This window comes from Streptomyces telluris (genome assembly GCF_024519335.1).
GTDB classification, from domain to species: Bacteria; Actinomycetota; Actinomycetes; order Streptomycetales; family Streptomycetaceae; genus Streptomyces; species Streptomyces telluris.
On the sequence record NZ_JANIID010000057.1, the window covers coordinates 1 to 18,480 of the forward strand.

Sequence of the window (18,480 nt, forward strand, 5' to 3'; positions counted from 1 at the left end):
CGCGTAGCGCTGCGTGGTCTGGAAGCTCTCGTGGCCGAGAAGGTGCTGAACCTCATACAGAGATACCCCCTTCTGTACAAGCCACGACGCGCAGGTGTGACGCATGGAGTGCGGCGGGTAGTGCGGCACGGGCCGCTGATCGCCATCGGTGTCGAAGTACGACGCGTTGTCGACGACGGGCCACCACGCCTGCCGTCGCCAGTTGCCGTCATCGAGACGGCGTCCCGCACACCCCTTGGTGATCGTGGTGAAGACCAGGGCGTCCCTCTCCAGCCGATGGAGGTGGCGTTCGAGAGCCTCCAGTACGTGCGCGGGCAGCGGAACCTCCCGTCGGCTCTTCGAGCTCTTAGGGGTACTCCTTGATCCCGCTCTTGGTATTGACTTCGACCACGAACAGGCGCGAGCGGCGCCGGTCAACGCGATGGCTGTGCAGGCCGGCGAGTTCACCCCAGCGCAGGCCGGTGTAGAGGCCCACGAGGCACATGGTCTTCCACGGAGCCGGCAGCTCATCCAGGATGCTCTTGTGCCTGGTCGAGCGTGAACCACTGCGGCGGCTTGATCGCGATGGCCGGCAGGTCAATGTTCCGACAGGGGCTCACCGCGACCACGTCGTCGTCCACGGCCGCGCGCATGATGGAGGACGTCAGGTTGTAGGCGCGCTTGATCGCGGAGGCGCCCACCTCCTTCTCCACCATCTCGCGGATCCAGGTCTGGACGTCCATGCGGGTAATCGCGCCCATCTCCCGGGCAGCCCAGTGCGGCAGGACGTGGTTCTTGATGGTGGAGGCATCGCCACGCAGCGTTTGGGGTTCCACAACGCGGGCCTGCCACCATCGATCGTGCCAGTCGCCGAAGGAGATTTCTCCTCCGCGCAGGTCACGCAGGGTTCCACGAGCGAACTGGGTCTCCATCTCAGCGCCCCAGACCCGAGCCTGCGATTTCAGCGGAAAGGGCTCGCTGAATCGGTCTCCCGCACGGTTGCGGACAGTTGCCTGCCAGTTTCCAGTCTGCGCAGGTACAGGTCTGCTCCTTAGTTCGGGGGTGAACGGGGCGTTGCGATGAGCCAGAATCAGCGCCGTGCTGCCATCGGACCCACGGTCCGGCTGTTGATGAATTCGTCGAGGCCAGCGGCAAGAACCCGTACGCGCGATCTCCCTGAGCCGGTACGCAGGTCGACTACAGGCAAGTCCCCGGCCGCGATGAAGCGATATACGGTCCGGCGGTCGACATCCAAGGCAGCAGCGACGGCAGGAATGGAAAGTAGGCGCGAGGACACTGGGAGCTCCTGAGGACATGGTGGGAGATAGGCACCGGGCAAGGGGATAGCGAGCCGTCCGCGCAACTCCACCGCCAAGCACAGCCACCGCGAACAGATTCAATGGTCCGCAGAATCCGGGATTTCCGAATTCCCGGATCGGGTGCTAGGACCTCAAAGTCGTGTCGAGAGCGGCCGGGGCCCCGGCAGTCTCGCCCTGTGCCGGCGATCAGTCCTGGGTGCCACCGTGCCTCTTGCCCATCTCAGCGGCGTAGGACTTGGTGGACGACATCCCGCTCCACGCCCCGCAGACACAATGGGCCACGTACCTGGATCGACCAGAGCATCCGGCGGTGAGCGGACTTCCTTTCCTCGTGTGCTCGTGCGCCGGCGGACACACTGTTCCGTCGTCATGCATGCCGGTGACCTCGATCTTGTGCCGTGTCATGAAGCTCCCAGAGACGCCATGGGGACACCCGCCCCGTCCGGGATGCAAACGTCCTCTGACCTGCAGTTTTCCGTCAGAGCAGTACGTTGACATGGGTTTCGGTGCGATCTCCACTGCTTGGGCCGGGTTGCCGGTCTGCCACCGGCGAACTGGACCAGCGGAGTGGCCGCTGCAGCCGCTATGCCGAGATGGCCCATTCCGTGGCCCTCGGGTACCGTCCGGCTCCGTGCCGGAATCGGCCGATGTGGCCGGGATGGAGACCGCTATGAATGCCGACCTCGCAGTACCGGTCGTGACGAGAGTGCGTCGCAGGCGTCCATGTCCACTGTGGCCGAGAGAGTCGAGTCCTCCGAGCCCGGTCGCAGCCTGATGTCTCGAATGGGAAACTTCCTGCGGCGTCGAACCAGACTTGGCACCATCACGAGCATGACGCCGCACCCCCTCCTTGACGTCGCCCACGTGACCACATTCGACGCCTACGTTGCGGACATCGGAACGATCTTTCGTACCTTCGCCGATCAGGACTCCGGCTGTGTTTCGTATGGAGTCCTGATCGATGGACGGAAATGGTTTGTGAAGAGCGCTTCGACGCCCGAAGCGGTGTCCTCGCTACGCAGAGCCGCCAACGTGCACCAAGCCGTCGCCCATCCAGCCATCACGCCCTTGCTGCACAGCATCACGACGGATGACGGACTGGCCCTGGTGTATCCCTGGGTGCCAGGTGAAGTTCTCTACCAGCCCACTCGGTCGCGAAGCGCCGGCAGAACCGCGCCCAACAGCCCGATGGCCCGATTCCGTGGGCTTCCGCTCCCCGAGGTCCACGCTGCCCTGGACACCGTTCTCCATGCCCATCGCGCGGTGGAGGCCGCGGGGCTCGTGGCCGTCGACCTCTACGACGGCTGCATGCTGTACGACTTCGACGAGCGGCGGATGAGGCTATGCGATCTCGACGAGTACCGGCAGGGGCCGTTCACACTGGACGACGACCGGCTTCCCGGCTCCAGCCGGTACATGGCACCGGAGGAGTTCGTACGGGGCTCGGTCATCGACATCCGGACGACCGTGTTCAACCTCGGAAGGGCGCTGCGGCTCCTCCTCGACGCCGGCGACGCGGAGGACCAGTGGCGCGGTAGCTGCGGCCAGCTGGCCGTGATCCAGCAAGCCACGACAGCAGACTCAGCGGGACGGTTCACCTCAGTGCGCTCGCTTGTTGAAGCCTGGCGGACGGCAGCCTGATTGACCTGGCATTCCCCCTGGCCGACAACCAGGACGGCGGCGGGATGCATGAGAGCAATGTCGCAACGTTCACCACGAGCGAGAGGTACGGGGATGTCGATCAGCAGGTGCAGTGCCAGGGCCATCTTGCTGGACGGCGACGAGCTCATCCTCATCAAGCGCACGAAGCCGGGCCGCGACCCGTATTGGGTGGCAGTCGGTGGCGGTGTCGAGGCTTCGGACCGGAGCATCGAGGACGCCCTCCACCGCGAGGTGTTCGAGGAGCTCGGAGGCAAGCTGAGCAGGGCGGAGCTGGTGCACCTCATCACGGATGTGCTCGAGGACGGCGTGGGGGTGCAGCACATCTTCGCCGCACGCCTGGAGCAGATGGACATCAAGGCACGTACAGGAGCCGAGTTCGACAAGCCCGAGCGGGGCGGCTACGAGGTCGTGCATGTACCGTTCACCGCGGAAGTGATCCGGCAGCTCAGCGTGATGCCGCCGGAGCTGGCCTGCTTCGCCGCCAGCAATGTCGAGGCCATCAAGGCCGTGCTCGACGTCCAGGTCCGCGCCGTGTCCGAGGCTCCGGAGGAATCGCTGACCCTCTGCTGATGACCATCAGAGTGGCCTCCGTGAGGTCAGCGCTTCGCACGACAGGCGTACAACAACGGGCCCAGTTCAGCACGAGGCACTGAACTGGGCCCGTTGAAGAAATGGATCAACCTGCAATAGGGCTGCCAACGCTATCCCACGACATATGCGACAGCGTCGTGACTGTGAATGCTTTCGAGGTTGCGGACGCTTACTGAATGACGAAGGCCCCGCTCCCGGCACGCGAGGCTGACGTCGCGGGCCATGTCCTCTACGAATACAGGGTGGTCGTACGCCTGCATGGTGAGGACACGCTCGTCTGTGCGCTTGACCAGCGGCACTACAGGCGCCGAAGCGGAGGAGCTCAGCAGCCGTACGGCGCTATGGACGGGCAGAGGGTAAGGGGTGTCTCCCTGGCCCGTCACCTTGAGCGTGATTCGGCTGCGCTGGTTGTGCGCGCCGTAGTCGGAGATCGCCTTTGAGCACGGGCAGAGGCTGGTGACTTCACTGGTGACTGCCGTCGTCACTGTCACGGCGCCGTTGTCCCACTGCCCTTCGACGTGGACGTCGTGTACCTGCTTCGACTCGCGGCCGCTGGCCGGCGCAACGACGGTCGTACTGATCGGCATGGCCACTGTCACCGTGACCGCAGGCGCGTCGAGGAGGTCTGCCCCCGTCTTGAGCACGTGCGGAAACTGCCTCGGGTCGAACCTCTGCAGGTGGTCGTGTACGAGGGCGACCATGCGGCTCATGTGCGTACCACGGCGGTCGGACTGGAGCCGCACGGTGACCTCGATGTCCGCGATGCCTTCTTGACGGAGGTAGCCGTCTTCGAAGTACAGCGGATAGCGGAGGCCACTGATACCGACCTGGTCGACCTCGATGCCCCGGGAGTCGGTCTCGTTCTGGATGTCGTGCATACTCACGCGCCCCGATAGGTGCAGCCGGAGGTGCACGTCTCGCGGACGGTCAGCGCTGAGAGCGCAGGCAGAGCCGGCTGCAGGCGCTCCCAGATCCAGCGGGCAAGGATCTCGCTCGTCGGGTTCTCGAGGCCCTCGATCTCGTTGAGGTAGTAGTGGTCGAGCCGCTCCTCGAGCGGCTTGAAGGCACGCTTGATGTCGCCGAAGTCCATGACCCAGCCGGCCTCCGGGTCGACGGGGGCCTCCACATGGACGATGACCTTGTAGGAGTGGCCGTGCAGGCGCGCGCACTTGTGGCCCTCAGGAACATTGGGCAGACGGTGCGCGGCTTCGAACGTAAACTCGCGGAAGATTTCCATTACTGAATTCCCAGATACTTATGCGTCTGGAGAGAAAGGATCCAGCGCGGGTTCTTCATGCAGTAGTCGATGGTGGCCCTGGTGTTGGCTTCAGCGTCCGGACCGTCGAGGGGCTGGAGCCGGAAGTATCGAAAGTCCAGGTGCTCGAACTGGCTCGGGTCTCCGCCCGCCTGCGGGTAGACGAGCTTCAGTTCTTCTCCGCTCGTGACGACCAGTTCCGAGCCGATCTTGGGGCTTACGCAGAGCCAGTCGATGCCCTGCGGTGGTACGCGGGTGCCGTTCGTCTCCACTGCGACCTCGAAGCCTCTGGAGTGGAGTGCTTCGATCGCTGCTTCATCAAGTTGCAGGAGCGGTTCGCCCCCGGTGCACACGACGAAGCGGTGTTCCAGGGAGGTGGACGGCCACGCCTGTTCAACTGCTTGGGCGAGGTCATCAGGGGACGCGAACCGGCCGCCACCCTCGCCGTCAGTTCCGACGAAATCGGTGTCACAGAACTGGCAGACGGCACGGTGGCGATCCTTCTCCAGGCCCGTCCACAGGTTGCAGCGTGAGAAGCGGCAGAAGACCGCTGGCCGGCCTGCGTGGCTGCCCTCGCCCTGCAGGGTGTAGAAGATCTCTTTGACCAGATAGGTCATTCTCACGCGCCCTGGTACTGCACGGGGTCCGAAACGCCCGCCTCGGCGAAGCCCTTCAGGCGAAGAAGGCAGGTCTCGCAGTGGCCGCAGGCCCGACCCCGCTCGTCCGGGTCGTAGCAACTGGAGGTCATGGAGTAGTCCACGCCCAGGCGCAGGCCCTCACGGACGATGTCGGCCTTGGACATGGCCATAAGGGGGGAGTGGAGCTTGAGCTCCTGCGTTCCTTCGACACCTGCCCGGGTCGCCAGGTTCGCCATCTTGGCGTACGCGTCCATGTACTCGGGGCGGCAGTCGGGGTAGCCGCTGTAGTCGACGGCGGTCACGCCGGTGAAGATGTCGCTCGCGCCGACGGTCTCTGCATAGGCAAGCGCGAAGGACAGGAAGATCGTGTTGCGTGCAGGCACGTAGGTGATGGGGACGCTGCTGTCAGCGTCGCTGGTGCTGGCGTCGTCGAGGGTGTCGTGCTTCGGAACATCGATCTCGGACGTGAGAGCGGAGCCGCCGAAAACTCGCAGGTCGATGTCCGCGATGACGTGGCGGGCTACGCCCTGGGCTTCGGCCACGCGCTTGGCGGCCTCCAACTCCACGCTGTGCCGCTGGCCGTAGCGGAAGCTCAGTGCGTACGGCGTGTAGCCCTGGTCCTTCGCGATGGCCAGGACTGTCGTCGAGTCCAGTCCGCCGCTCAGTAGAACGATCGCGGGACGCTCCATGCCTTGCTCCCTAGTTAGCTCCATGTGTACCGGAGCACCCTACCGTCAAAACTGACAGGTACAGTAACGGCAACAGTCGTCCAGTTAAGCCCGCCGGGGGAGTAGCACCACGTGAGACAACTATCGCTGGTAGTCACGTGCACTGACCGCAAGTCCGTGGTGCCGGAGGCCGCACTCCATGCGAGATCACTTCCGGAGGGCCCCGTGCGGGAACGCTCGGCTCTGTGGAAGAAGCGGGTGGCCCAGGCGGCCCGTACCGACAAAACTCGCACCCGTCCGCTCACCGATCTGTACCGCGGTGACCACTGGACACAGTCCAAGCGACTGCTTCAGTGGGCCGAGAAGGCCCACTTCAACGCGGAGCTGTGGGTGGCGTCTGCCGGCCTCGGCCTCCAGCCAGTCTCCGCGCCCGCACCTGCCTACGCTGCAACCTTCAGCACCCGGCACGCCGACTCGGTGGCTACCTCAACGGCGAGCAGTGCCGAGTGGTGGAGCCACCTCCAGGCGGATAGCGGCAGGACCACCCTGGCGGACCTCGGAAAGCGGGGGCCGGTTCTGATGGTCCTCTCCGAGGTCTACGCGAAGGCCATGGGCGCGGAGCTCCGGGAGCTGGGGGGCCTCGCTACCGAGGCACTGCTGATTGGCGGAGACGAAGAAATCGCCGGCATCCAGCGAGTGGCCTCAGACGCTGGGCTCCGCGGCGCACTGGGCGGCACGCTGACCAGTTTGAACGTCCGCATGGCCGCATCCTGGCTTCAGCACTGCGAAGACCGTTCCTTGACATCCGTAGCCACCAGTAATTCGTGGCATCAATGGGCGGTCGGGGCCTCGAAGCCAGAGCGCCACAATCGTGAGCCTATGTCCGATGAAGAGGTCATCGCCTTCATTAAGAGGGGCATCGCATCCGCTCCGGGCGCTTCGCGAACGCGACTTCTGCGGGCTCTACGCGACAGCGGGCGCGCTTGTGAGCAGAGCAGATTCGCCGTCTTGTTCAACCGCACGATGGGGAACCAGTGACAGAGAACGTGATCAGACGCCGGGCCCTGCGTATCGAGCAGAACCCAAAGATTCCCCTCTACCTGTTTGCGCTGGAAGCAGGGGAAGTTGACCTTGTCGCGGATGTTGCACGAATCTCGCGTGATGAGGCCGGAAAGCTCCTCGGCTACCAGCGTCCCGAGAAGAGGCAACACGTCAAGCAGATCTTGGAGTACCTCGACGGCGACGACGTCCTATTCCCGAACGGCCTCATCCTCGCACTTCCCGCTGCGGTCCGGTTCAAGGGAAGCCGGGGACCCAACCCCAGCGACGGACTCGCCACGATCGGAACCTTGGAGATCCCGCTGCCGGCATCACCGGAAGAGCCGCGCCCGGCGCTCATCGTGGACGGTCAGCAGCGAAGCCTGGCCCTCGCCCGCACACGGAACTCGAAACTACCGATCACCGTTGCAGGATTCGTGGCCGAAGATCTGGACATCCAGCGTGACCAGTTTCTGCGCGTCAACACGGTTTCACCATTGCCCGGCAACCTCGTCTCCGAACTCCTGCCTGAAGTCAACACCCAGCTGCCCACAAAACTCTCGGCACGCAAGCTGCCTGCGATTCTGGTGAACGCACTCAATCAGGACAGTGATTCACCGTTCAAGGGCTTGATCAAGCAGGCATCGACGACGGCGAGCAAGAAGTCCGAGGCTGTAGTCAAGGACAACAGTCTCCTCCAGGCCATCACTGAGTCCTTGTCCGGCTCGGGCGTCCTCTTCCCCTATAAGAACCTGTCCAGTGGCACGACTGACACTGCAATCATCCGCAACATTCTTGTCGTCTACTGGACTGCCGTGAAGGACACTTTCCCTGAAGCGTGGGGGCTTGCCCCGACTCAAAGTCGACTCATGCATGGTATTGGCATTCGATCGATGGGCCGACTCATGGATCGAGTGATGGAGAGAGTGCTTTTCAGTTCGGACATAAATTCTGACGACGCTTACAGCAGGGTCATGGCCGAACTGTCGCTCATCAAGCCGCACTGCCATTGGACTGAGGGGCGCTGGCCCGAGATCAACTATTCCTGGAACGAACTGGAGAATGTTGGGCGACACATCAACATTCTGTCGAACTATCTGATCCGTGTGTACCGTGAGTCGAGGATGAGCACGTCGTGAGATTTTTCTTTCCGGACAGTCAAGACCAGGTCAGCCCAACCTACGACTTCATCAATGATGAGTACTCTCCTTATCGGGTCCGCCAGAGGGACGACTTCTACGCGCACCAGGCCGTAAAGCCAGCCCCGTATGACGGAGTGCTGGTCAGCAAGGCCATCGTCGATGGATCGGCTAAGGGAGCAGGAAAATACAGCGCTCCTCAGCGCGAGCGGCTCTATCGACTCGGAGTCAGAGATTTCTTTCGCCTCCCGGCGACCATGACGAGTCTCGGGGACTGCGGCGCATTCAACTATATCGACGAAGAGTACCCGCCATATTCGATTGAGGAAGTCCTGGACTTCTACATGGGCTGCCGGTTCAATGCGGGAATCAGCATAGACCATGTAATTTTCGGATACGACCCCGACCTGTCTGATCAGGATGCAAATCCTGCATGGGTGAAGCGTCGCGAGATCTCGCTTGAGTTGGCGGAGAAGTTCATTGCCGCCGCAGAGGCCCGCAATGCGAAGGTCCGCGACGAAGCCAACAAGCTTGAACCGGTGGGTGCAGCCCAGGGGTGGAGCCCGGACAGCTATGCAGACAGTGTCGCTCGACTCCAGAAGATGGGCTACAGACGAATTGCCCTCGGCGGCATGGTCCCGTTGAAGACTCCCGAAATCCTTGATTGCCTCAAGAGGATTTCCAGAGTCCGCGCGGACGGCGTAGACCTCCACCTACTTGGCATCACCCGCATTGACAGCATGGAAGAATTCTCGAAATATTACGTCGAGAGTTTCGATAGCACCTCGGCCTTCCGCCAAGCGTTCATGGATGAACGCAACAACTACCACACCGCCAACGGCCCCTATATGGCCATCAGGGTTCCGCAGGTCGATGGAAACCCGACGCTCAAGCGTCTGATTCTTGCCGGCGTGGTGTCGCAATCCGAGGCCATCAAGGCGGAGCGGGAATGCCTTCAACTGCTGCGTAAGTTTGACGAGGACGCGGTGGGCGTCGACGAGGTCATGGATGCCCTGCGGGGATATCAGACGCTCCTCGGCGACGCCAAGAAGCTGAAGCAGGTAGAAAAGTACAGGCCGACGCTTGCCGACAGGCCATGGCGTCACTGCCCGTGTGACCTGTGCAAGGAACACAAGATCGAGATGGTCATCTTCCGTGGATCGGAGCGAAACAAGCGCCGCGGATTCCATAACATGACCGTACTCGAAGCCAAGATGCGCAAGCTGACGTTCACATAGTCGCCAATCTCACCACAAACGCCCAAAAAGTAACTCAAACAGGAGACAGCGTGGCCGACCGATACGAACTGAGGCTCCCCGCCCTCAAGGTGCTTCAAGGCAGCAAGGAGATCTACTGCTTCGCGGTCGACGGCAAGAGACTGCACGACTTTGCGGCCGTCTCACGCGTCCGCCGTGACGGCCAGAAGCGGTTGCAGGGGTACCAGCGGCCCGAGGTCCTCAGCCACATCCGCTCAATCCGCCGCTACATTGAGTCCGAGGGGGCGATGCTCCCTAACGCCCTGGTCCTCGCATTCGACGAGCGTGTGAGGTTTGAACCTGCGGTCCGCGGCGGCGACGTGAAGTACTCCATCCCCGGCGAGCTGATCATTCCAGTCGATGAGTCGCTGACCGACGAAGACAAGCCGGCCTGGCTCGTGGACGGACAGCAGCGTAGCGCGGCGATCAGAGACGCTGATCTTCATGAGTTCCCCGTCGCAGCCGTGGGCTTCATCGCCTCCGGACAGGAAGAGCAGCGGTCGCAGTTCATCTTGGTCAACTCCACGAAGCCACTCCCCAAGGGCCTCGTGTACGAACTCCTGCCCGAGACCACAGGCCAACTGCCGCGTTCGTACGCCCGCCGCCAGCTCGCCGCGAGGCTCATGGTTCTTCTGAACATGGGAGACGGTCCCTTCAGCGGAAGGGTTAGCAGCCCCACATCCCCTACCGGCAACATCAAGGACAACAGCGTTCTTAAGATGCTGGAGCACAGCATCTACGAGGGCGCACTGTTCCAGTACCGAAACGCCGCCGACGGCACCGGGGACGAGGAGCGGATGCTGGCTCATCTGCTGGCGTTCTGGCAGCCCGTCGAGAGCATCTTCCGGGAAGCGTGGAACAAGCCGCCGAAGGAGTCGAGGCTGACCCACGGTGTGGGCATCCAGGCCATGGGCTTCGTCATGGACAGGCTCACTGCCGACGTCCCGGTTGAGAAGGTCGACTGGGACCAGGTTCGTTCCACCCTGCGGGGTCTGGAAGAGCATGTGGCGTGGACCTCAGGCTCCTGGACGCTCCCCGATGGCCAAGAGCGCAAGTGGAACAGCCTCCAGAACACCTCGGGAGACGTCCGGCTCCTGAGCAGCTACCTCCAGGCGCTCGTCGCCAGGTAGTACCGCTCAATGACCGGCTGCTGGTGGCTGCCCGTGCACTGGGCAGCCACCGCGTTTGTCAGGAGGACGCGGCTGCCGCAGCACGGAGTTTGTCCACGGCCGCGCGCAGAAGCGAGGCCGATCCACTTCCGTTGGCATATCCGATGTGCTCGGTCACGGCGTGCTGGTCGATGAAGCCGGTCGCGGCGTGCTTCGCACAGCGCGTGGCAAGAACGATCACATCAGCAGTGCGGGCCTTCTGCCGCAACTGAGGCGTACCGACGTGGTCTGAGGCCGTCATCACCTTCACCGCTGGCGCCAGTCGCCCGACCTCTTCACGGCAACGAGCGAGTACGGCTTCGTCCAGCGAGTACAACAAAAGCGTAAGCGGTGGGATCTCAGAAGTCGACTCGCCCTGATCGTCATCCCCGGCAGGGGGCTCCCACTCGAACGCTATGTCGAGTTCTCGTGACAGGCGCTGGGCGAAGGCCCAGTCTGCTCTTTCGAGCCTTTGTTGATGCAGCCACAGGGGCTCCAACAGCGAGTACGCCAGATTGCTGCGCGCCTCTGTGCTGGGGCACGCGGCCAGGAAGAGCCTGTCGACGAAGTCCAAGGCAATCGGCGCCCGCTCGGGTGAGACCCAACGACCGCGCTCTGCGCCGATCTCGTCAAGAAGATCCGTGTAGGTCCGTGCTGAAGGCGCGGCACGGAGTGCGATCTCCGTGAGAGCCTGCAGCACAGCGAGGTCCCCGGGACCGAAGCGGTCAAATGTCACCGCATTACGGATAAACGCGTGAGCGGTCAGCCCGGCCGGCGCCTCGTACCCGACGGCATCGATGAACGCGCCGACCGCTCGCCACGCCTCTTCCGCGGCGTGGTTCTCCAAGCCGTCAAGGAACGCGGCGAGGGCCGCATCTTCAGTTGCGGGCGAGGGCCAGGACAGCCAACTCCGGTTCTCAAGAGCCAACTTGCCTTCGCTTGACCTCGCTGTCACGGCAGCCAGAAGAGACTGCCAGGAATCGACAGGTAGATGCTCTACGGTCGCCTCCTGTGCCGCTTCCTCGGCAGCTGGCTCCAACTGAGCTGACGTCTGCGGATTGTCGGCGGTTTCCTCGTGCCGCCCCTGGAGTGCTCTCCGGGAGTCATCCCACACCAGTGGAGAGAGCTCGTCAGCACGGTCCGCATGCTGCACCGCTTCCACAAGACGGTGGAGTGTCGATACGTCATCAAGAACAGTTGCCGTCATCAAGAGAACAGTGATCGCCTGCGGGCCCAACGAGTCCACGCTGATGTCCAGGAGGTCCGGAACGAACCGGCCCCGTTCCACGAGCAACTCCTGTGCGGCCGAGAGATCGTTCTCCACAAGCGGCCCCTGCAGCGCCGCGTAGACAGCGTTCAGGATCGCTTCCTTGACGGGGGCAGGAGGGTTCTGGCTGACGACGTCGGCAAGCTCCGGGAGGCTGAGGATTTCTCGGCTGCGACCGAGTCGATCGAGTCGCTTGATTCTCAAGTTGGCAAGGTTGGTCGCGGTCACACCACCAGCTGCCGCCAAATGATCAAGCACCACACTGGAGGCAGCCTCTGCGCCTGCCGCCAGCGATGCGTCGAACTCCGCGAGGAGCCGACCGATCGGCTTGGCGACTCGCCACAGCCTGGGAGGTCGGCTGGCCACAGTTTTCTGCATCAACAGCAGGACGTCAGCGAGGTTCCCGCGGTGCTCAAGAGTCCGTCCGGTGTCTAGCCGGAAAATGGGACGGTCACCAGCGAAATCAAGGAGTGCCCGTTCAACTGGATCGTCCGGATCCAGCCGAACTGGCTGAATTCCGACCTGTTCCTCGTATGCGACGTAGGTAGGTCCAGCGAAGGCACGGATCAGCTCAGCGGTGTTCGACCGATCGCCCTGGTCGCGGGCGATCACATACATGGCGAACCGATCTCTGTCGGCGTAAGCGCGAGGCAGCACAATCGGTGCGTCGTCGCCCCGCCGCAGCGCCTCTACAAACGGCATGCTGCGGTCCTTGTGCCGGTACTCCGGGTCCAATCCTGGCCAGGCGCGGTTTCCTGGGCCGAAGAACCGCTGCAGGAACTTCTCGACGTCTTCGCGTGTTTGCTGCTGGGCCTGGGTCACGAGCCACTCCTCCACCGCTGAGCCAGATCAAGCCGCGCCTGAGCAGCGTCAGGGCCGCCTACCTTGTAGGTGACTGACTCATCGTTCTTCGCCATCCCGCGCACCGTGTAGTTCATCGAGCCAGTGAGAATCCACTCCTGCCCGCACAACGTCTTCTCATGGACGTCTGGATCTCGCCGGATGCGCAGGTTGCCCTGTTCCGCGGACTCAAGCCGTCGTAGAAACGCCCCGTTGTGGGAATCGGGGCGCGTGATCACATACACCTGGGCCCCAGCCGAGGCGATGCGCACGAGACTGTCTGACAGCCGCCATCCACTGGGCGGTACGTCACCGAACAACGCGTCGTAGGCGCCGTGGCTGTTGTCCAGCACTTGAACGTCCGTGATCCAAGGCGAAACCAGCCACACCTCGCTACTGGGGCTGATCATCTCCGCCATCAGGGCAGCGGACAGCATCGAATCAACGCGCAGGCCCGTCCGTGCACCGATGCGCAGCGTTCTGGTCAGGGTCGTCACTGGACTGCCTCCCTCAACTCCACTCGGACGCGCAACTCGTCCCGATGTCGGGCGTAACCACGAACCTCCCCGTAGACACGGAGGAAGTCCCTGTCCACTGGGAGTGCCGGCACGCGGACGACAGCTTCCGCCATGGCCTGCGCCTCACTCGCACGGCAGACGAGTTCGACGGCTGCGCTCTCAGACATCGCCTTCTGGTAGTCCAGGGCCCAGTCGGTGGCAGTGACGTCCACCTCAGGGAAGCGGTCGTCGTGGGCGGCGTGGACAAGTAGCCGGTCGAGCACTGGAAAATCTATATACGGCTGGTAATGCTGTAGGTCCTGAGTGCGAGCTTGGCGGCCGCGTGACCAGAGGAGGCTGAAGGCCTGGTCTGCGGTCAGTGTGCGGCTCCCACCGAGGTGAAGTCGATTCGAGCCGACGGCGTACGCCATCACTCGAGCATCGACTTCGATCCCGAGACGCCGCTCGAGGTCCGTCCAAGCGTTGACCAGCGACAATGCCTGCATATCTGTGTCGGGGCCCGATCCCGGGCGGAGGAGCCGCGTCGACAACGCGGACACTGCGGTTCGCCGGGGGCGTCCGTCCAACTCCTCCCAGGCAGCCAGCAGCCCGTTCAATGCCTCCTGGGCCTCCTCGGCGTTTTCGGCGCCGCGCAGTGTCCTGATGGATTCGGCTGCATCGCCGCTGGGCTCATCGGACAGGTGCTGAAGCAGCCGCGTCAGTGTGGCGTCGACGTACTCGTAGTCGCTGGGGGCAAGTGCACTTGTGACGAGCCCCCAGAAACGCCTGGGGTCCTGCCCGTAGTAGCGCACTAGGTGCTCGATGATTCCGAGTCCACCGATCGACGTCTCACTGAGCCACACCACTGTCTGATCGGCGGACCTTGCGCCGGGCAGGACGTCGACGATCAAGTCCCCGTCCTGGGTGTCGGGACAGGCGCGCTGGGCCGCGGCAAGTATCGCTGCTGCCATGGTGTCTCGGTAGGCCCGCTGCGCCAGATCTTCGGTGCGGACAGCGATGTCCGGGGCGACGAGGAGTTCCGCAGCCTGGTCCACGGCAGCTGTCACCCGGCTGTCCTGAACCAGTTCCATGAGGCCTGACACCAAGCGGTCGTTGTCGAGGATCTGCTCAGGGCCGTTGTTGTCCCGGTAGAGCACGCTGAATATCTGGGGCAGATGCCCAGTCCACGCACCGTTCGCCAGCGCAGCACGTACCTGAGCCGCGGTGCGCTCGCCGTTGAGACCTTCGAGGGCGAAGGCCGTCAAATAGACCTGCGTCAGCCGCTCGCGCTGGAACCTGTTGGAGATGTCTGTCAGTGCGGGATGCTCAGCGACTTCGTACGAGAAGGCCAGGGACCGCCAGGGTGGGGAGGACAGGTAGGACCTCACGATAGCGTCGGATGTATCGAGAGGCTCAAGCAGGATGCGCACTGCATCGACGTCGAGCCTGAAACCAAGAGCAGCCCGCTTGCCGTGCAGTTCGTAGTGAACCCTGCGTGTCTCGACTCCACCGCGCTCGAAGGCAACTTGACACTCGGCCCCCATGCTCATCCGACGCATCTCGATGGGATTGCCGGCAGCGTGTGTCGCGAAGCTGATCGAGGCAATCCGCTGGCGCCATGGAGATGGGTCGGGAATGTCCGCCGGCGTAGGCGACGCATCGTCCGGAACGACGATTTGAGTACCCCACAAGGGGAAGCCCTGCGAGCGGTCGGAGATGTCGGGGGTGGGCTGCTCCAGTTTCAACTGGTGGGGCCTGAAAACCCGCAGCCCGTCGGGGTCGGAGGACCCGGTCGGATGCCATGTTCCCTCTGGGTCGGCATGCTGAACGATTCGCGTGAGGGGCAGAGCGTCCGTGCCGCTCGGAGGTACCGGTAGCCACGTCCGGTGTTCATCACGGCGATGTCCGAACCGGCGGCTCACACGTCCAGGGACTGCTTCACGTAGGGCTCGAGCGATGGGGAGTTGCTCAAGGCTGTCCCTCTCCGGAAAGGGCAGCAGAAGGTCAACTTCCGGCAGATTCAACGGTTCGAAGAGAGAGCGCGTGATGAACTCCGGAAGGAGGGCCCCTTCCTTAGCGCCGGCGTCGGTGCGCTGGAACGACCAGTTGCTTCGCAAACGTCGCAGAGCCGTGGGCACGACAGCGAGGAGCAGTGAGCGCGGCTGCTCCCACAGCAGGGCTTGTGCCTCGTCGGGACTGATCTTCAGGGCTCGTACGAGATGCTGAGCGAACTCGTCCTGCAGGGCAGGTTTGTCGAGGAGGGCCTGGAAGAGGTTTCCGACCGCCTCGTGGCCGGGACGATCGCTTTCGCTCACTGCATAGCCGTTGGGAGCGCGGAGGACCCTCCGAGGGTCAGCCCACAAGCTCCTGGAGCGGAGTTTGCGACTCGTCCAGTCCAACAGCGCCTGCGTGGCTTGTATCTTCAGGACGAAGCGGTTCCCGATCGGCAGGCTTCGAGCCGGCACTTCAGGTGCGAAGAGTGTTTCGTACGCCTGGTAGGCGAGGCGATCGCGCCCGTAGTCCGACAGCGTCACTACGGTGATGGGCCTGGTACCTCGCTCACGGCCTGCGCGGCCGCGGCGTTGAATGAACGCTGCGGCGTCGCGCGGTGCCTTGTGCTGGAGCACGAGGCCAACACGTGGATCGTTGAATCCGACCTCGAGGGAGGCGGTGGCGACAGTCAGGTTGGCGTCGTGATCAACACCGACGTCCTGGGACGACGTGCGGCCGATACGCAGATGGTGCAGATGGAGGCTCGGATCCAGGTCGTGACCGATCTTTTCAACAACATCCCAGGACTGGCCGTCGACGTAGCGTGCGGCGTGTTCGTCACGGTCAGAGGAACGCAATCCTGCGAGGACTGGCTTCCGACGGTCGCTGCGGCGCCCAAACCGGTCTTGTCCGCCTTCGGCATCGCGCAGGTCGTTGTAGAAGCGGTTGGTGACGTCGAGGTCATCCGTAAAGAGGAAGCCTGTGGAGCCGTACAGGAACCGGTTGTTGTCCAGGTCGAGCATGCGGCCAAAGAGCATGGCCGTCTGGATCGATGTGGACAGCAGGCTTGCCCCCGCGACGGGATCGCCTCGCAGGGCGAGGGCATACTCCCGGCCTTCGGACTCCATCGTCTCGTCGGCCGGCTCGATGGAGGTGACGTCGCTGGGGTGAAGGCCTACGAGTTGTCCGAAGAACCTGTCCGCGTCGCGAAGTGTCGCGGACAGGCCAACAAACGTAACCGGACGGCGGGTTGCCTCGCGCCAGCGCCGCAGCAGCAAGGCCACCTGCGCGCCGTGCATGCCGCTGTACGTGTGAACCTCATCGAGGAGAACCAAAGACGGCGCGGTCCTGGCGCCACGCCAGCCGAGGAGCCGCTCCAAGTAGCTGTCACCGCTACATCGATTGAGCATCTCTGTTGTGGTGAACAAGAGATCCGGCGGGTCGTTCTTGAGTGAGTCTCGGGTGAGCGCGATACGTCCGTGCTTGAGCGTGTAACCACACTTCAGGCAGGTCAGTCGTTCACGCCCGTGTCGGCGGTCGTCGTCCGCCCACTGGAGGTCGCCTGTTCCACAATCAAGGCTGGGGCATGGCAGATACGGGCACACCGCTCCCTGGCGGGTGCGCGCCCAGGCGTTCGGAACCCTCGAATCCGGCTCCATGCGCCGGTCGCGGGTATTCCACGGGGTGTCTCCGTAGAGCGCGCCGATCCGAAGAGGTCGTCGCCCGCGGTCTCGCAACGCCGACTCGACGCTGTCAACGGTGCGGATAGCCTCACGAAGTTGATCGCGCAGAAGCTCCTTACGAGGGTAGAGCGCCAGTGTATGGACGCGCTCGGCCTTCCCTGGTCTTGCACTCTCCGCCATGGCAGCGAACGCCGGCAGATAAAACGCAAGGGTCTTGCCGCTACCAGTACCGGCGCCGACGATGATGCCCTTGTCTCGGTCGGTGTTCAGGGAAGCGAACACTGAACGCGTTGCGTCCAACTGGAAGCGAGCCAGCTTGCGGCCCTTCAGCTGGGCAGCTGCCACGTGCTCTTGCGCATCGCCCCACCTGGGGTGCTGTGCGAGTTCCTGGAGGACCTCAGCCGCTGGGATATCGCGGCGCGGATAGCGGCGAGCCGCTACGTGAAGCCGGTAATCGGCGACGAGGCGGCGCTGTCGCTGCCACCAGCCTGGCTGCGCATCACCAGCCCAGCCGCCCCGGTCGAAGAGTTGTCGGAGCCCGGCAGTGAGGCGCAGCGACTCCGCCAGCCTGGTGCGGTAGCGCGGAGGGGAGGTCACCGGTACCTGCACCTCGTGCAGCAGTGCACGGAGCAGGATCTCCTCCAGCACCACATCGGCCGATGCGCCGGCCGGAGCGGCCTCATGGCTGCCCAGGAGACGGTCGATGGTCTCCAAAACCTCGGCCTCGGAGAGCGCGCTCTCCGTAACCCCCCATGAGAGAAGCGGAAGTTCGCGGTTCTCCAACTGATTGAGGAGTTCGTTCGCGAAACGGATATCGAGGTGGTCTGTCACGTTCCGGTCCTCTGCAGGGTGATGTGAAGGTCCATTTCGAACTCACGCAAGAGGGCGATGTCCTCATCCGTCACGTCGTGGAGCGTGGGACCAGGACGTTTCTCCAGCCGTTCCAGAAGATCCAGGAGCTCCCGGGGCGGCTCGCTCTTGCCATGCAGGGACTCTGCGAGAGCCGCGTACGTGCTGGTGAAGAGAGTGATGTCTGCCTTGGTTACACCACCCTTGCGGTTCGCCGCCTGCTGCAGTTCCACCTGCCGAGAGCGTGCCTTGACGCGCTCGTTGGCCGCCAGCGTGGGGATGCGAGCCAGCGGTAGATCAGCAGTCTGCGCTGCGGCCCACGCACTCCATGCAGCATTGTTGTCGGCCTTCAGGCGGTCCGTGATCTCCTGGACCTTCTTCCTCGCCGTGTTGAAGACCGTGTCGCTGGGCAGCCCGTTGGCTGCTTTGCGCATGAACGCTGTACGTGCGGTGTCGATGCTCGACAGATCAGGCCTGTGTGCAGCTTCGAGACCTTCGAGGGTGCGGCTTATCTCTACTTGGTTGCCGAGATCGACCAGCGACGCGCGAAGTTCCTTGGTGCGGCCGAGAACCCGGGCAGCCTCCTTCTCGCCGACTGCTCCGGCCGCGATCAGGCGTGCACGGTTCTGTAGCTGTACGGCCTTGTCGTACACGGACATG

Annotated in this window: 18 protein-coding genes; 6 read left to right on the forward strand and 12 right to left on the reverse strand. The window is 63.5% G+C overall.

Annotation, left to right across the window (positions count from 1 at the left end):
* From NQU55_RS34580 to NQU55_RS34595, 4 genes are all read right to left on the reverse strand, one after another.
* Positions 1–378 (reverse strand): tyrosine-type recombinase/integrase (locus NQU55_RS34580; protein WP_256791767.1); only part of this gene is annotated, 378 nt, incomplete at its 3' end.
* Entirely contained in the window at positions 347–475 is a 129-nt protein-coding gene (locus NQU55_RS37010) for a hypothetical protein (RefSeq protein WP_256791768.1), read from the reverse strand. The genes NQU55_RS37010 and NQU55_RS34580, both read right to left, overlap by 32 nt.
* 31 nt (positions 476–506) lie before the next feature.
* Positions 507–911 (reverse strand): tyrosine-type recombinase/integrase, encoded by a 405-nt coding sequence (locus NQU55_RS34590; RefSeq protein ID WP_240976172.1) that lies wholly within the window; start codon positions 909–911, stop codon positions 507–509.
* Positions 912–1,069: 158 nt separating this feature from the next.
* Positions 1,070–1,348 (reverse strand): helix-turn-helix domain-containing protein, encoded by a 279-nt coding sequence (locus NQU55_RS34595; protein ID WP_308402308.1) that lies wholly within the window; start codon positions 1,346–1,348, stop codon positions 1,070–1,072.
* Positions 1,349–2,129: 781 nt separating this feature from the next.
* Between NQU55_RS34595 and NQU55_RS34600 the strand changes: the two genes are divergently transcribed.
* Together NQU55_RS34600 and NQU55_RS34605 are read left to right on the forward strand one after the other, a co-directional pair.
* Positions 2,130–2,939, forward strand: a complete 810-nt coding sequence (locus NQU55_RS34600) for a protein kinase family protein (RefSeq protein WP_168091597.1) — start codon at positions 2,130–2,132, stop codon at positions 2,937–2,939.
* Between the two features lie 93 nt (positions 2,940–3,032).
* On the forward strand, positions 3,033–3,530 hold the full coding sequence (locus tag NQU55_RS34605) for an NUDIX hydrolase (protein WP_168091598.1): 498 nt from the start codon (positions 3,033–3,035) through the stop codon (positions 3,528–3,530).
* Between the two features lie 131 nt (positions 3,531–3,661).
* On the opposite strand, the gene NQU55_RS34610 is transcribed toward NQU55_RS34605, so the two are convergent.
* Genes NQU55_RS34610 through queC form a run of 4 tightly spaced genes read right to left on the reverse strand, consistent with a single transcriptional unit; the run spans position 3,662 to position 6,133 of the window.
* The gene (locus NQU55_RS34610) at positions 3,662–4,429 is read right to left on the reverse strand and encodes a GTP cyclohydrolase I FolE2 (RefSeq protein WP_168091599.1); all 768 of its coding nucleotides are present in this window, start codon (positions 4,427–4,429) and stop codon (positions 3,662–3,664) included.
* A gap of 2 nt (positions 4,430–4,431) precedes the next feature.
* Positions 4,432–4,788 (reverse strand): 6-carboxytetrahydropterin synthase QueD, encoded by a 357-nt coding sequence (queD, locus tag NQU55_RS34615; protein ID WP_168091600.1) that lies wholly within the window; start codon positions 4,786–4,788, stop codon positions 4,432–4,434.
* Positions 4,788–5,423 carry a 7-carboxy-7-deazaguanine synthase gene (gene queE / locus NQU55_RS34620; RefSeq protein ID WP_168091601.1) on the reverse strand — a complete coding sequence of 212 codons (636 nt, stop codon included), beginning with the start codon at positions 5,421–5,423 and terminating at the stop codon, positions 4,788–4,790. Before queE ends, queD begins: the two co-directional genes overlap by 1 nt.
* A gap of 2 nt (positions 5,424–5,425) precedes the next feature.
* The gene (gene queC, locus NQU55_RS34625; RefSeq protein WP_168091602.1) at positions 5,426–6,133 is read right to left on the reverse strand and encodes a 7-cyano-7-deazaguanine synthase QueC; all 708 of its coding nucleotides are present in this window, start codon (positions 6,131–6,133) and stop codon (positions 5,426–5,428) included.
* Positions 6,134–6,337: 204 nt separating this feature from the next.
* Here queC and NQU55_RS34630 point away from each other — a divergent pair, with 204 nt between their 5' ends.
* Genes NQU55_RS34630 through dbpB (NQU55_RS34645) form a run of 4 tightly spaced genes read left to right on the forward strand, consistent with a single transcriptional unit; the run spans position 6,338 to position 10,675 of the window.
* Positions 6,338–7,150 carry a hypothetical protein gene (locus tag NQU55_RS34630; RefSeq protein WP_256791762.1) on the forward strand — a complete coding sequence of 271 codons (813 nt, stop codon included), beginning with the start codon at positions 6,338–6,340 and terminating at the stop codon, positions 7,148–7,150.
* The gene (gene dbpB, locus NQU55_RS34635) at positions 7,147–8,289 is read left to right on the forward strand and encodes a DGQHR domain-containing protein DpdB (RefSeq protein WP_168091604.1); all 1,143 of its coding nucleotides are present in this window, start codon (positions 7,147–7,149) and stop codon (positions 8,287–8,289) included. The genes NQU55_RS34630 and dbpB (NQU55_RS34635) overlap by 4 nt, the downstream gene beginning before the upstream one ends.
* Positions 8,286–9,527 (forward strand): tRNA-guanine transglycosylase DpdA, encoded by a 1,242-nt coding sequence (gene dpdA / locus NQU55_RS34640; RefSeq protein ID WP_168091605.1) that lies wholly within the window; start codon positions 8,286–8,288, stop codon positions 9,525–9,527. The genes dbpB (NQU55_RS34635) and dpdA overlap by 4 nt, the downstream gene beginning before the upstream one ends.
* 50 nt (positions 9,528–9,577) lie before the next feature.
* A complete protein-coding gene (gene dbpB / locus NQU55_RS34645; protein WP_168091606.1) occupies positions 9,578–10,675 on the forward strand; it encodes a DGQHR domain-containing protein DpdB in 1,098 nt (365 codons plus the stop codon).
* A 58-nt stretch (positions 10,676–10,733) separates the two neighbouring features.
* On the opposite strand, the gene dpdD is transcribed toward dbpB (NQU55_RS34645), so the two are convergent.
* The 4 genes from dpdD to NQU55_RS34665 are packed head-to-tail and all read right to left on the reverse strand — an operon-like array spanning position 10,734 to position 18,479.
* Positions 10,734–12,782 carry a protein DpdD gene (dpdD, locus tag NQU55_RS34650; protein WP_168091607.1) on the reverse strand — a complete coding sequence of 683 codons (2,049 nt, stop codon included), beginning with the start codon at positions 12,780–12,782 and terminating at the stop codon, positions 10,734–10,736.
* Positions 12,779–13,297: a phospholipase D-like domain-containing protein DpdK gene (gene dpdK, locus NQU55_RS34655; RefSeq protein ID WP_256791763.1), complete on the reverse strand. Its 519-nt coding sequence runs from the start codon at positions 13,295–13,297 to the stop codon at positions 12,779–12,781. Before dpdK ends, dpdD begins: the two co-directional genes overlap by 4 nt.
* Positions 13,294–17,802, reverse strand: coding sequence for a protein DpdJ (gene dpdJ, locus NQU55_RS34660; RefSeq protein ID WP_168091608.1), 4,509 nt, complete (start codon positions 17,800–17,802; stop codon positions 13,294–13,296). Before dpdJ ends, dpdK begins: the two co-directional genes overlap by 4 nt.
* On the reverse strand, positions 17,799–18,479 hold the full coding sequence (locus NQU55_RS34665) for a hypothetical protein (protein WP_168091609.1): 681 nt from the start codon (positions 18,477–18,479) through the stop codon (positions 17,799–17,801). Before NQU55_RS34665 ends, dpdJ begins: the two co-directional genes overlap by 4 nt.
* Position 18,480 lies beyond the last annotated feature (1 nt).

Excerpts from the sequence above, each read along its gene's own strand:
- NQU55_RS34600 (WP_168091597.1), top strand. The coding sequence starts at position 2,130 with ATGACGCCGCACCCCCTCCTTGACGTCGCCCACGTGACCACATTCGAC.
- queC (WP_168091602.1), bottom strand. The coding sequence starts at position 6,133 with ATGGAGCGTCCCGCGATCGTTCTACTGAGCGGCGGACTGGACTCGACG.
- NQU55_RS34605 (WP_168091598.1), top strand. The coding sequence starts at position 3,033 with ATGTCGATCAGCAGGTGCAGTGCCAGGGCCATCTTGCTGGACGGCGAC.
- queE (WP_168091601.1), bottom strand. The coding sequence starts at position 5,423 with ATGACCTATCTGGTCAAAGAGATCTTCTACACCCTGCAGGGCGAGGGC.
- queD (WP_168091600.1), bottom strand. The coding sequence starts at position 4,788 with ATGGAAATCTTCCGCGAGTTTACGTTCGAAGCCGCGCACCGTCTGCCC.
- NQU55_RS34590 (WP_240976172.1), bottom strand. The coding sequence starts at position 911 with ATGGAGACCCAGTTCGCTCGTGGAACCCTGCGTGACCTGCGCGGAGGA.
- NQU55_RS34665 (WP_168091609.1), bottom strand. The coding sequence starts at position 18,479 with ATGTCCGTGTACGACAAGGCCGTACAGCTACAGAACCGTGCACGCCTG.
- NQU55_RS34610 (WP_168091599.1), bottom strand. The coding sequence starts at position 4,429 with ATGCACGACATCCAGAACGAGACCGACTCCCGGGGCATCGAGGTCGAC.